Here is a 13693-nt window from a genome sequence, read left to right as displayed (position 1 = left end):
TGGACATTATTTTTGTAGAGCCGGAGGAAACAGACCAGACGGTTTAAATGAGCCGGTTACAATAGTCCGGAAGACGCGCCGAAGAAATAGAAACTGGTCCTCGTCTTTTTTTCTCCTCGCGGCATACTGCCGGCATGAAAACACAACGTGGTTATACGCTGATTGAAACGCTGGTCGCGATGCTGATTTTGGTCATGCTAAGCGCAAGTGGGCTCTATGGCTGGCAATACTGGCAGCAGTCGCAACGGCTATGGCAAACCGCCAGCCAGGCGCGGGACTATTTGCTCTATTTACGTGAAGATGCCAACTGGCATAACCGCGACCACAGTATCAGTGTTATCAGGGAGGGGACGTTATGGTGCCTTGTGAGTTCCGTTGCTGGGGCGAATACCTGTCGTGGCAGTTCACCGTTGGTCTTTGTGCCACGCTGGCCTGAAGTCGAAATGAGCGACCTGACACCTTCGCTCACTTTCTTTGGCCTGCGCAATACCGCATGGGCGGGACATATTCGCTTCAAAAACTCAACGGGTGAGTGGTGGCTGGTAGTTTCACCGTGGGGAAGACTCCGGCTTTGTCAGCAAGGAGAAACAGAAGGATGCCTGTAAAAGAGCAAGGTTTTTCTCTGCTGGAAGTGTTGATTGCTATGGCGATCAGTAGCGTATTGTTGCTGGGGGCTGCACGCTTTCTGCCTGCGTTACAGCGTGAAAGTTTAACGAGCACCCGTAAGCTGGCACTGGAAGATGAAATCTGGCTGCGGGTATTTACCGTCGCGAAGCATCTCCAGAGGGCGGGTTATTGTCATGGCAGCTGTACGGGGGAAGGGGTGGAAATTGTCGGACAGGGCGACTGTATCATTGTGCAGTGGGATGCGAACAGTAACGGTATCTGGGATCGCGAACCGGTAAAAGAGTCCGACCAGATTGGATTTCGTCTGAAGGAGCATGTGCTGGAAACATTACGCGGTGCGACATCCTGTGAAGGTAAGGGCTGGGATAAAGTCACGAATCCGGATGCCATCATTATCGACACTTTTCAGGTCGTACGTCAGGATGTCAGCGGTTTCTCGCCGATGTTGACGGTTAATATGCGCGGTGCCAGTAAGGCAGAACCACAAACCGTGGTGGATGCCAGCTATAGCGTGACAGGATTCAACCTGTGAACCGCGAAAAGGGTGTTTCGTCACTGGCTCTGGTCCTGATGCTGCTGGTTTTAGGTAGCTTGCTATTGCAAGGAATGAGTCAGCAGGATCGTAGTTTTGCCTCTCGGGTGACTATGGAAAGCCAGTCATTGCGTCGCCAGGCCATCGTTCAGTCGGCGCTGGAGTGGGGCAAAATGCACTCCTGGCAGACGCAGCCCGCAGTTCAGTGCTTACTGTACGCTGCCACCGGTGCCTAGGTTTGTCTGCGTTTACTGGCAGACAAAGAAGCCTTATTGATTGCTGGTTATGAAGGCGTTTCGTTATGGCGAACAGGCGAGGTCATCGATGGAAACATTGTTTTTTCGCCACGCGGCTGGAGCGACTTTTGTCCGCAAAAAGAGAGGGCATTATGTCAGCTTCCCTGAAGAATCAACAAGGCTTTAGCCTGCCGGAGGTAATGTTGGCGATGGTGCTGATGGTGATGATTGTCACTGCGTTATCGGGTTTCCAGCGAACATTAATGAACAGTCTTGCCAGCAGAAACCAGTACCAACAGCTCTGGCGGCATGGCTGGCAGCAAACGCAACTGCGCGCGATTTCGCCACCTGCCAACTGGCAGGTCAACCGAATGCAGACATCGCAGGCGGGATGTGTCAGCATCAGCGTTACGCTAGTTTCACCCGGGGGCAGAGAAGGCGAGATGAGCCGCCTGCATTGCCCGAATCGTCAGTAGTCAGGAGCCGCTATGTTAAGGGTCTACCATTCCAATCGTCTGGACGTGCTGGAAGCGTTGATGGAGTTTATTGTCGAACGCGAACGGCTGGACGATCCTTTCGAACCAGAAATGATTCTGGTGCAAAGTACCGGTATGGCGCAGTGGCTGCAAATGACCCTGTCGCAAAAGTTTGGTATTGCGGCAAACATTGATTTTCCGCTGCCAGCGAGTTTTATCTGGGATATGTTCGTCCGGGTGTTACCGGAGATCCCCAAAGAGAGCGCCTTTAACAAACAGAGCATGAGCTGGAAACTGATGACTCTGCTGCCGCAACTGTTGGAGCGCGAAGACTTTACCCTGTTGCGGCATTATCTGACTGACGATAGCGACAAGCGAAAACTGTTCCAGCTTTCTTCAAAAGCGGCAGACCTGTTTGACCAGTATCTGGTCTATCGCCCGGACTGGCTGGCACAGTGGGAAGCGGGGCATCTGGTTGAAGGGCTGGGAGAAGCGCAGACCTGGCAAGCGCCGTTGTGGAAGGCGCTGGTGGAATATACCCATGAACTCGGGCAACCGTGCTGGCACCGTGCCAATCTCTATCAACGCTTTATCGAAACGCTGGAGTCCGCGACGACCTGCCCTTCGGGGTTACCTTCGCGCGTCTTTATATGCGGTATTTCCGCGTTACCGCCTGTTTATCTCCAGGCGCTACAGGCGCTGGGTAAACATATTGAAATCCATCTCCTGTTTACCAACCCCTGCCGTTATTACTGGGGCGACATTAAAGATCCTGCTTATCTGGCGAAACTGCTGACTCGCCAGCGGCGACACAGTTTTGAAGATCGCGAATTACCGCTATTTCGCGACAGCGAAAATGCCGGGCAGCTCTTTAACAGCGATGGTGAACAGGATGTTGGCAACCCACTGCTGGCCTCATGGGGTAAGCTTGGGCGCGACTACATTTATCTCCTTTCTGACCTGGAGAGCAGCCAGGAGCTGGACGCTTTTGTCGATGTTACGCCAGACAACCTGCTGCATAACATTCAGTCTGACATTCTGGAACTGGAAAATCGTGCCGTTGCTGGTGTGAACATCGAAGAGTTTTCCCGTAGCGATAACAAACGTCCGCTTGATCCACTGGATAGCAGTATCACCTTCCATGTTTGCCATAGCCCGCAGCGTGAAGTTGAAGTTTTACACGATCGCCTGCTGGCGATGCTGGAGGAAGACCCGACACTTACTCCGCGCGACATCATCGTGATGGTGGCTGATATCGACAGCTATAGCCCGTTTATTCAGGCAGTGTTTGGTAGTGCACCTGCGGATCGTTACCTGCCTTACGCCATTTCCGACCGTCGGGCGCGGCAGTCACATCCGGTACTGGAAGCGTTTATCAGCCTGTTATCACTGCCTGACAGTCGCTTTGTGTCAGAGGATGTGCTGGCGCTACTGGACGTGCCGGTGCTGGCGGCGCGGTTTGACATTACCGAAGAAGGGCTGCGTTATTTACGCCAGTGGGTCAACGAATCCGGCATTCGTTGGGGGATAGATGACGACAACGTTCGCGAGCTGGAACTCCCCGCCACCGGTCAACACACCTGGCGGTTTGGCCTGACGCGCATGTTGCTGGGCTACGCGATGGAAAGCGCGCAGGGCGAGTGGCAATCGGTTCTGCCTTACGATGAGTCGAGCGGCTTAATTGCAGAACTGGTGGGGCACCTGGCGTCACTGCTAATGCAGCTGAATATCTGGCGTCGCGGGCTGGCGCAGGAGCGTCCGCTGGAAGAGTGGTTGCCGGTTTGTCGCGATATGCTCAACGCCTTCTTCCTGCCGGATGCGGAAACCGAAGCGGCGATGACGCTGATCGAACAACAATGGCAGGCGATTATCGCCGAAGGTTTAGGTGCGCAGTATGGCGACGCGGTGCCGCTGTCACTATTGCGTGATGAACTGGCACAGCGCCTGGATCAAGAACGTATCAGCCAGCGTTTTCTCGCCGGGCCGGTTAACATTTGTACTCTGATGCCAATGCGTTCAATTCCGTTCAAAGTGGTTTGCCTGCTGGGAATGAACGACGGCGTTTATCCACGCCAGCTTGCGCCATTGGGCTTTGACCTGATGAGCCAGAAACCGAAGCGTGGCGACCGTAGCCGTCGCGATGATGACCGCTATCTGTTCCTGGAAGCGTTAATTTCCGCGCAGCAAAAACTCTATATCAGCTATATCGGGCGTTCCATTCAGGATAACAGTGAACGTTTCCCGTCGGTGCTGGTGCAGGAACTGATCGACTACATCGGGCAAAGCCATTATCTACCGGGCGATGAAGCGCTCAACTGTGATGAAAGCGAAGCAAGGGTAAAAGCGCATCTTACTTGCCTCCATACCCGAATGCCGTTTGATCCACAAAACTACCAGCCAGGCGAACGACAAAGCTATGCTCGTGAATGGCTACCTGCGGCCAGCCAGGCTGGTAAGGCACATTCTGAATTTGTTCAGCCGCTGCCGTTTATCTTACCGGAAACCGTGCCGCTGGAAACGCTACAACGATTCTGGGCACATCCGGTGCGGGCATTTTTCCAGATGCGTTTGCAGGTGAACTTCCGTACCGAAGACAGCGAAATTCCCGACACCGAACCTTTTATTCTTGAAGGGCTTAGTCGTTATCAAATCAACCAGCAGTTATTGAATGCACTGGTTGAGCAGGATGATGCCGAACGCTTGTTCCGCCGCTTCCGGGCAGCAGGTGATTTACCGTATGGCGCTTTTGGTGAAATTTTCTGGGAAACACAGTGCCAGGAGATGCAGCAGCTTGCTGACAGAGTCATTGCCTGTCGCCAGCCGGGGCAGAGTATGGAAATTGATCTCGTCTGCAACGGTGTGCGGATAACTGGCTGGTTGCCGCAGGTGCAGCCGGATGGCCTGTTGCGCTGGCGTCCCTCTTTATTAAGTGTGGCGCAGGGAATGCAACTTTGGCTGGAACACCTTGTCTACTGTGCCAGCGGTGGTAATGGTGAAAGTCGCCTTTTTCTACGCAAAGACGGCGAGTGGCGTTTTCCACCGCTTGCCGCTGAACAGGCTTTGCATTACCTCTCACAACTGATTGAGGGGTATCGTGAAGGAATGTCCGCGCCGTTGCTGGTGTTACCTGAAAGTGGCGGCGCGTGGCTAAAAAATTGTTATGACGCGCAAAACGATGCCATGTTGGATGACGATTCCACTTTGCAAAAAGCCCGTACGAAATTCCTTCAGGCTTACGAAGGCAACATGATGGTGCGTGGAGAAGGTGACGATATCTGGTATCAACGGCTCTGGCGGCAATTAACACCAGAGACAATGGAAACCATCGTTGAACAGTCGCAACGTTTCCTGTTACCGCTGTTTCGCTTTAATCAGTCATGAGTGTTGTATAAAAATTGCGCAATTTATTCGCTTGCTTTATGATGCGCACCAGTCGCGGACTGATGGTTATATAGACATAGGCTGACTCGTTCAGCGCAAGATTAAATTCTGGCAGATGATTTGCGTTAACGTGTTGAATCTGGCTAGAAAATAAAGTTGATAATGAGGTCCGTGAATGCCCCGCAGCACCTGGTTCAAAGCATTATTGTTGTTTGTTGCCCTTTGGGTACCCTTAAGTCAGGCAGAAACGGGATGGCTGCCGATTCAGGAAACCATCCGTAAAAGTGATAAAGATAACCGCCAGTATCAGGCTATATGTCTGGATAACGGTATGGTGGTCTTGCTGGTTTCTGATCCGCAGGCGGTTAAATCGCTCTCGGCGCTGGTGGTGCCCGTTGGGTCGCTGGAAGATCCCGAGGCGTACCAGGGGCTGGCACATTACCTTGAACATATGAGTCTGATGGGGTCGAAAAAGTATCCGCAGGCTGACAGTCTGGCTGAATACCTCAAAATGCACGGCGGCAGTCACAATGCCAGCACGGCACCGTATCGCACGGCTTTCTATCTGGAAGTTGAGAACGACGCCTTGCCCGGTGCGGTAGACCGCCTGGCAGACGCTATCGCTGAACCGTTGCTCGACAAGAAATATGCAGAACGTGAGCGTAATGCGGTGAACGCTGAATTAACCATGGCGCGTACGCGTGACGGGATGCGCATGGCACAGGTCAGCGCAGAAACCATTAACCCGGCACACCCCGGTGCAAAGTTTTCTGGCGGTAACCTCGAAACTTTAAGCGACAAACCTGGTAATCCGGTACAGCAGGCGCTGAAAGATTTCCACGAGAAGTACTATTCTGCCAATCTGATGAAGTCCGTTATTTACAGTAATAAACCGCTGCCGAAGTTGGCACAAATGGCGGCAGACACCTTTGGTCGCGTGCCGAACAAAGAGAGCAAAAAACCGGAAATCACCGTGCCGGTAGTCACCGACGCGCAAAAGGGCATTATCATTCATTACGTCCCGGCGCTGCCGCGTAAAGTTCTGCGCGTTGAGTTTCGCATCGATAACAATTCGGCGAAGTTCCGCAGTAAAACGGATGAATTGATTACCTATCTGATTGGCAATCGCAGCCCTGGAACGCTTTCTGACTGGCTGCAAAAGCAGGGATTTGTTGAGGGCATTGGCGCCAGCTCCGATCCTATTGTTAACGGCAACAGCGGTGTATTAGCGATCTCTGCGTCTTTAACCGATAAAGGTCTGGCGAATCGCGATCAGGTTGTGGCGGCCATTTTTAGCTACCTTAATCTGTTACGCGAAAAAGGGATTGAAAAACAATACTTCGATGAACTGGCGAATGTGCTGGATATCGACTTCCGTTATCCGTCAATCACCCGTGATATGGATTACGTGGAATGGCTGGCTGATACGATGATTCGCGTTCCTGTTGAGCATACGCTGGATGCGGTCAATATTGCCGATCGCTACGACGCTAAAGCAGTAAAAGAGCGTCTGGCGATGATGACGCCGCAGAATGCGCGTATCTGGTATATCAGCCCGAAAGAGCCGCACAATAAAACGGCTTACTTTGTCGATGCGCCGTATCAGGTCGATAAAATCAGCGAACAAACCTTCGCTGACTGGCAGAAAAAAGCGGCCAACATTGCGCTCTCCTTGCCGGAACTTAACCGCTATATTCCTGACAATTTCTCGCTGATTAAGTCAGAAAAGAAATACGACCATCCAGAGCTGATTGTTGATGAGTCGAATCTGCGTGTGGTATATGCGCCGAGCCGTTATTTTGCCAGCGAGCCTAAAGCCGATGTCAGCCTGATTTTGCGTAACCCGAAAGCCATGGACAGCGCCCGTAATCAGGTGATGTTTGCGCTCAATGATTATCTCGCTGGGCTGGCACTTGATCAGTTAAGCAATCAGGCGTCGGTTGGTGGCATCAGTTTTTCCACCAATGCAAACAATGGCCTTATGGTTAATGCCAATGGTTACACTCAGCGTCTGCCGCAGCTTTTCCTGGCTCTTCTGGAGGGCTACTTTAGCTATACCGCTACGGAAGATCAGCTTGAGCAAGCGAAGTCCTGGTATAACCAGATGATGGATTCCGCAGAAAAGGGCAAAGCGTTCGAGCAAGCGATTATGCCCGCGCAGATGCTCTCGCAGGTGCCGTATTTCTCGCGAGATGAACGGCGTAAAATTTTGTCCTCCATTACTCTTAAAGAGGTGCTGGCCTATCGCGACGCCTTAAAATCAGGGGCTCGACCAGAGTTTATGATTATCGGCAACATGACCGAAACCCAGGCAATAACGCTGGCACGCGATGTGCAAAAACAGTTGGGCGCTGATGGTTCAGAGTGGTGTCGTAACAAAGATGTCCTGGTCGATAAAAAACAATCCGTCATCTTTGAAAAAGCCGGTAACAGCACCGACTCCGCACTGGCAGCGGTATTTGTACCGACTGGCTACGATGAATACAACAGTTCAGCCTATAGCTCTCTGTTGGGGCAGATTGTACAGCCGTGGTTCTACAATCAGTTGCGTACCGAAGAACAGTTGGGCTATGCCGTGTTCGCGTTCCCAATGAGCGTGGGGCGTCAGTGGGGCATGGGCTTCCTGTTGCAAAGCAATGATAAACAGCCTTCATTCTTGTGGGAACGTTACAAGGCGTTTTTCCCGACTACAGAGGCAAAATTGCGGGCGATGAAGCCAGAAGAGTTTGCGCAAATCCAGCTGGCGGTAATTACCCAGATGCAGCAGGCACCGCAAACGCTCGGAGAAGAAGCATCGAAGTTAAGTAAAGATTTCGATCGCGGCAATATGCGCTTTGATTCGCGTGATAAAATCGTTGCCCAGATAAAACTGCTGACGCCGCAAAAACTGGCTGATTTCTTTCATCAGGCGGTGGTCGAGCCGCAAGGCATGGCTATTCTGTCGCAGATTTCCGGCAGCCAGAACGGGAAAGCCGAATATGTGCATCCTGAAGGCTGGAAAGTGTGGGAGAACGTCAGCGCGTTGCAGCAAACAATGCCCCAGATGAGTGAAAAGAATGAGTGAGGTCGCCGAGACACTAGATCCTTTGCGCTTGCCCTTACAGGGCGAGCGCCTGATTGAAGCCTCAGCCGGCACAGGCAAAACCTTTACGATTGCGGCGCTCTATTTGCGCCTGTTACTTGGACTGGGCGGTTCTGCCGCCTTTCCCCGCCCGCTGACCGTTGAAGAACTGCTGGTGGTCACCTTTACCGAGGCTGCCACCGCAGAATTGCGCGGTCGTATCCGTAGCAATATCCACGAGTTGCGCATCGCCTGTCTGCGTGAAACCACCGACAATCCGCTGTATGCACGCTTGCTGGAAGAGATCGACGATAAAGCGCAAGCCGCGCAGTGGTTGTTGTTAGCCGAACGGCAGATGGATGAAGCGGCAGTCTTTACTATTCACGGCTTTTGCCAGCGCATGCTCAACCTGAACGCCTTTGAATCCGGCATGTTGTTTGAGCAGCAGCTGATTGAAGATGAGTCTCTGCTACGCTACCAGGCCTGTGCCGATTTCTGGCGTCGTCATTGCTACCCGTTACCGCGTGAAATTGCCCAGGTCGTCTTTGAAACCTGGAAAGGACCACAGGCGTTACTGCGAGATATTAATCGTTATCTGCAAGGGGAAGCGCCGGTTATCAAAGCGCCGCCGCCCGATGATGAAACGCTGGTTTCCCGCCACGCGCATATTGTGGCGCGTATCGATGCCGTAAAACAGCAGTGGCGCGATGCGGTGGGCGAGCTGGATGCGCTGATCGAATCTTCTGGCATTGATCGACGCAAGTTCAACCGTAGCAATCAGGCTAAATGGATCGACAAGATCAGCGCCTGGGCAGAAGAAGAGACAAACAGTTATCAGTTGCCGGAGTCGCTGGAAAAATTCTCTCAACGATTCTTAGAAGATCGCACGAAAGCAGGAGGGGAAACGCCGCGACATCCGCTGTTTGAGGCGATCGATCAACTGCTTGCTGAACCATTATCGATCCGCGATCTGGTGATCACCCGCGCCCTGGCTGAGATCCGCGAAACGGTAGCGCGTGAAAAACGTCGCCGTGGCGAACTGGGTTTTGATGATATGTTAAGTCGGCTCGATTCCGCGCTGCGTAGCGAAAGTGGCGAGGCGCTGGCAACGGTGATCCGTACGCGATTCCCGGTGGCAATGATCGACGAATTTCAGGATACAGACCCCCAGCAGTACCGAATTTTTCGCCGCATCTGGCACCATCAGCCGGAAACCGCATTGTTGCTAATTGGCGACCCGAAACAGGCCATATATGCGTTCCGGGGTGCGGATATCTTCACTTATATGAAGGCGCGTAGCGAAGTTCACGCACACTACACCTTAGACACCAACTGGCGCTCCGCACCCGGAATGGTGAACAGCGTGAACAAGATTTTTAGTCAGACTGATGACGCTTTCATGTTTCGCGAAATATCGTTTATCCCAGTGAAATCAGCCGGGAAAAATCAGGCGTTACGTTTTGTATTTAAAGGTGAAACGCAGCCTGCGATGAAAATGTGGCTGATGGAAGGCGAAAGCTGCGGTGTTGGCGATTATCAAAGTACCATGGCGCAGGTATGTGCTGCGCAAATCCGCGACTGGTTACAGGCCGGGCAGCGAGGGGAAGCGTTGCTGATGAACGGCGATGATGCGCGTCCGGTACGTGCCTCGGACATCAGTGTGCTGGTGCGCAGCCGCCAGGAGGCCGCCCAGGTGCGCGATGCCTTAGCGCTGCTGGAAATCCCTTCCGTTTACCTTTCGAACCGCGACAGTGTTTTTGAAACTCTGGAAGCGCAGGAGATGCTTTGGCTGTTGCAGGCGGTGATGACGCCCGAACGTGAGAACACCCTGCGCAGTGCGCTGGCAACGTCAATGATGGGGCTGAATGCGCTGGATATAGAAACGCTGAACAATGACGAACAGGCGTGGGATGCGGTAGTCGAAGAGTTCGATGGTTATCGGCAAATCTGGCGCAAACGTGGCGTCATGCCGATGCTGCGGGCGCTGATGTCGGCGCGTAATATTGCAGAAAACTTGCTGGCAACGGCAGGCGGTGAGCGGCGTCTTACCGATATTTTGCACATCAGCGAACTGCTACAAGAAGCCGGAACGCAGCTGGAAAGTGAACATGCGCTGGTACGCTGGTTATCGCAGCATATCCTCGAACCCGACAGTAATGCCTCCAGCCAGCAAATGCGTCTCGAAAGTGACAAACATCTGGTGCAGATTGTCACGATCCATAAATCGAAAGGGCTGGAATATCCGCTGGTCTGGCTGCCGTTTATCACCAATTTCCGCGTCCAGGATCAGGCGTTTTATCACGATCGTCACTCGTTTGAGGCCGTTTTGGATCTTAACGCTGCACCAGAAAGCGTTGATCTTGCGGAGGCCGAGCGTCTGGCAGAAGATCTCCGATTGCTCTATGTGGCGCTGACGCGTTCGGTCTGGCATTGCAGTCTCGGCGTAGCGCCGCTGGTGCGCCGTCGTGGCGATAAAAAAGGCGATACCGACGTCCATCAAAGTGCGCTCGGGCGCTTGCTGCAAAAAGGGGAACCGAAAGATGCGCCAGGGCTTCGCGCCTGTATTGAAGCGTTGTGTGATGATGATATTGGCTGGCAAACGGCACAAACTGGTGATAACCAGCCCTGGCAGGTTAATGATGCTTTAACTGCAGAACTGAATGCCAGGACGCTACAACGATTGCCCGGCGATAACTGGCGTGTCACCAGCTACTCCGGTTTGCAGCAGCGTGGTCATGGTATCGCTCAGGATTTGATGCCACGGCTGGATGTTGAGGCCGCAGGCGTGGTCAGCGTCGTTGAAGAACCGACGTTAACACCGCATCAGTTTCCGCGCGGTGCGTCACCGGGGACATTTTTGCACAGTTTGTTTGAAGACCTCGATTTTACCCAGCCGGTTGACCCGAACTGGGTACAAGAAAAACTGGAACTCGGCGGCTTTGAACCGCAGTGGGAACCGGTGTTGACCGAGTGGATCACGGCTGTCCTCCAGGCTCCTCTCAATGAAACGGGTGTTAGCCTGAATCAACTTTCCACTCGCGATAAACAGGTGGAGATGGAGTTTTACCTGCCGATTAGTGAACCGCTTATCGCCAGCCAACTTGATGCACTAATCCGTCAGTTTGACCTGCTATCCGCTGGCTGTCCACCGCTGGAGTTCATGCAGGTACGCGGCATGTTAAAAGGCTTTATCGACCTGGTGTTTCGCCACGAAGGGCGTTATTACCTGCTCGACTATAAATCTAACTGGTTGGGGGAAGACAGTTCGGCATACACCCAGCAGGCAATGGCAGCGGCGATGCAGGCACACCGCTATGATCTGCAATATCAGCTTTATACCCTGGCGCTGCATCGTTATCTGCGCCATCGCATTGCTGATTACGACTATGAGCGCCATTTTGGCGGCGTTATTTATTTGTTCCTGCGTGGCGTTGATAAAGAACATCCGCAACAAGGGATTTACGTGACCCGACCCAACGCCGGGTTGATTGCTCTGATGGATGAGATGTTTGCCGGTATGACCCTGGAGGAGGCGTAATGAAATTGCAAAAGCAATTACTGGAAGCTGTGGAGCACAAACAGCTACGCCCGCTGGATGTGCAGTTTGCCCTGACAGTGGCGGGAGATGAACATCCCGCTGTCACTCTCGCGGCAGCTCTGTTAAGCCACGACGCCGGGGAAGGGCATGTCTGTTTACCGCTCTCACGACTGGAGAACAGCGAGACCTCACATCCGCTGTTAGCAACCTGCGTCAGTGAAATTGGCGATTTGCGAAACTGGGAAGAGTGCCTGCTGGCTTCACAAGCGGTCAGCCGGGGAGATGAACCAACGCCAATGATCCTCTGTGGCGATCGCCTTTATCTGAATCGCATGTGGTGTAATGAGCGCACAGTGGCACGCTTTTTCAACGAAGTGAATCATGCCATTGAGGTGGATGAAACGTTGCTGAAGCAAACGCTGGATAAACTCTTTGCGCCAGGCGATGAGATCAACTGGCAAAAAGTGGCGGCAGCGGTGGCGCTGACGCGGCGGATCTCGGTGATTTCCGGCGGTCCTGGCACCGGTAAAACGACGACTGTAGCGAAGTTGCTGGCGGCGTTAATTCAGATGGCAGACGGCGAACGCTGCCGTATCCGTCTGGCCGCGCCAACGGGTAAAGCTGCCGCGCGCTTAACCGAATCGCTTGGCAAAGCTTTGCGCCAGCTACCGTTGACCGATGAACAAAAGAAACGTATTCCGGAAGATGCCAGCACTGTGCACCGATTGCTGGGTGCGCAGCCGGGTAGCCAGCGTTTACGTCATCATGCCGGTAACCCGCTGCATCTTGATGTGCTGGTGGTAGATGAAGCGTCAATGATCGATCTGCCTATGATGTCGAGACTGATCGACGCCTTGCCCGATCATGCGCGAGTGATCTTTCTCGGCGATCGCGATCAACTGGCCTCGGTTGAGGCTGGCGCAGTGCTGGGAGATATCTGCGCTTATGCCAATGCAGGCTTTACCGCAGAGCGCGCCGGGCAATTAAGTCGTCTGACAGGAACTCACGTTCCGGCAGGAACAGGCACAGAAGCGGCATCTTTGCGCGACAGTCTCTGCTTGCTGCAAAAAAGCTACCGTTTCGGTAGTGATTCTGGCATTGGTCAGCTTGCGGCGGCGATCAACCGTGGTGATAAAACGGCAGTGAAAGCGGTTTTTCAGCAGGATTTTACTGATATCGAAAAACGACTTTTACAGAGCGGTGAAGATTATATTGTGATGCTTGAGGAAGCTCTTGCCGGTTACGGACGTTATCTGGAGCTGTTGCAAGCGCGTGCCGAGCCGGATTTAATCATTCAGGCATTCAATGAGTACCAGCTTTTGTGCGCCCTGCGGGAAGGGCCGTTTGGCGTGGCTGGACTGAATGAGCGAATTGAACAGTTTATGCAACAGAAGCGCAAAATTCATCGTCATCCGCACTCACGCTGGTACGAAGGCCGGCCGGTGATGATTGCCCGTAATGACAGCGCGCTTGGGTTGTTTAATGGCGATATCGGTATTGCTCTGGAGCGCGGGCAGGGGACGCGCGTCTGGTTTGCGATGCCGGACGGCAATATTAAGTCTGTGCAACCGAGTCGCCTGCCAGAGCACGAAACGACGTGGGCGATGACGGTACATAAATCGCAGGGATCGGAGTTCGATCATGCGGCGTTGATTTTACCGAACCAACGCACGCCGGTAGTAACGCGAGAGCTGGTTTACACCGCAGTGACCCGCGCACGTCGCCGTCTGTCGCTGTACGCCGATGAGCGTATTTTGAGTGCGGCAATTGCCACTCGCACCGAGCGACGCAGTGGTCTGGCGGCGTTGTTTAGTTCGCGGGGATAAACGTGATTGCCTGATG

General features: G+C 53.2%; 7 protein-coding genes and 1 pseudogene. All 8 read left to right on the top strand.

Annotated features, from left to right (window positions below; translation table 11 throughout):
- Window positions 1–134 precede the first annotated feature (134 nt).
- The 8 genes and pseudogenes from A7090_RS10885 (at window position 135) to recD (ending at window position 13677) form a co-directional block, all read left to right on the top strand.
- Complete coding sequence (locus A7090_RS10885; RefSeq protein ID WP_105274048.1) at window positions 135–605, top strand: prepilin peptidase-dependent protein; 471 nt, start codon at window positions 135–137, stop codon at window positions 603–605.
- A complete protein-coding gene (locus tag A7090_RS10880; RefSeq protein WP_105274047.1) occupies window positions 596–1159 on the top strand; it encodes a prepilin peptidase-dependent protein in 564 nt (187 codons plus the stop codon). Before A7090_RS10885 ends, A7090_RS10880 begins: the two co-directional genes overlap by 10 nt.
- Window positions 1156–1563: pseudogene (locus A7090_RS10875) on the top strand (DUF2509 family protein). The gene A7090_RS10880 and the pseudogene A7090_RS10875 overlap by 4 nt, the downstream one beginning before the upstream one ends.
- Complete coding sequence (locus A7090_RS10870; RefSeq protein ID WP_105274046.1) at window positions 1548–1871, top strand: prepilin-type N-terminal cleavage/methylation domain-containing protein; 324 nt, start codon at window positions 1548–1550, stop codon at window positions 1869–1871. The pseudogene A7090_RS10875 and the gene A7090_RS10870 overlap by 16 nt, the downstream one beginning before the upstream one ends.
- Before the next feature lie 12 nt (window positions 1872–1883).
- The gene (recC, locus tag A7090_RS10865; protein WP_105274045.1) at window positions 1884–5252 is read left to right on the top strand and encodes an exodeoxyribonuclease V subunit gamma; all 3369 of its coding nucleotides are present in this window, start codon (window positions 1884–1886) and stop codon (window positions 5250–5252) included.
- A gap of 175 nt (window positions 5253–5427) precedes the next feature.
- Window positions 5428–8316 carry a pitrilysin gene (gene ptrA / locus A7090_RS10860; RefSeq protein WP_105274044.1) on the top strand — a complete coding sequence of 963 codons (2889 nt, stop codon included), beginning with the start codon at window positions 5428–5430 and terminating at the stop codon, window positions 8314–8316.
- Window positions 8309–11851 carry an exodeoxyribonuclease V subunit beta gene (gene recB / locus A7090_RS10855; protein WP_105274043.1) on the top strand — a complete coding sequence of 1181 codons (3543 nt, stop codon included), beginning with the start codon at window positions 8309–8311 and terminating at the stop codon, window positions 11849–11851. The genes ptrA and recB overlap by 8 nt, the downstream gene beginning before the upstream one ends.
- Entirely contained in the window at window positions 11851–13677 is a 1827-nt protein-coding gene (recD, locus tag A7090_RS10850; RefSeq protein ID WP_105274042.1) for an exodeoxyribonuclease V subunit alpha, read from the top strand. The genes recB and recD overlap by 1 nt, the downstream gene beginning before the upstream one ends.
- Window positions 13678–13693 lie beyond the last annotated feature (16 nt).

Source organism: Escherichia sp. MOD1-EC7003 (assembly GCF_002965065.1).
Taxonomy (GTDB): domain Bacteria; phylum Pseudomonadota; class Gammaproteobacteria; order Enterobacterales; family Enterobacteriaceae; genus Escherichia.
Note: the sequence above shows the minus strand (reverse complement) of the source record. Positions and strands in the feature narration are given on the sequence as shown.

Bases quoted from the DNA above. Each gene is read 5' to 3' on its own strand.
- A7090_RS10880 (WP_105274047.1), top strand. From the start codon at position 596: ATGCCTGTAAAAGAGCAAGGTTTTTCTCTGCTGGAAGTGTTGATTGCT.
- ptrA (WP_105274044.1), top strand. From the start codon at position 5,428: ATGCCCCGCAGCACCTGGTTCAAAGCATTATTGTTGTTTGTTGCCCTT.
- recC (WP_105274045.1), top strand. From the start codon at position 1,884: ATGTTAAGGGTCTACCATTCCAATCGTCTGGACGTGCTGGAAGCGTTG.
- A7090_RS10870 (WP_105274046.1), top strand. From the start codon at position 1,548: ATGTCAGCTTCCCTGAAGAATCAACAAGGCTTTAGCCTGCCGGAGGTA.
- recB (WP_105274043.1), top strand. From the start codon at position 8,309: ATGAGTGAGGTCGCCGAGACACTAGATCCTTTGCGCTTGCCCTTACAG.
- recD (WP_105274042.1), top strand. From the start codon at position 11,851: ATGAAATTGCAAAAGCAATTACTGGAAGCTGTGGAGCACAAACAGCTA.
- A7090_RS10885 (WP_105274048.1), top strand. From the start codon at position 135: ATGAAAACACAACGTGGTTATACGCTGATTGAAACGCTGGTCGCGATG.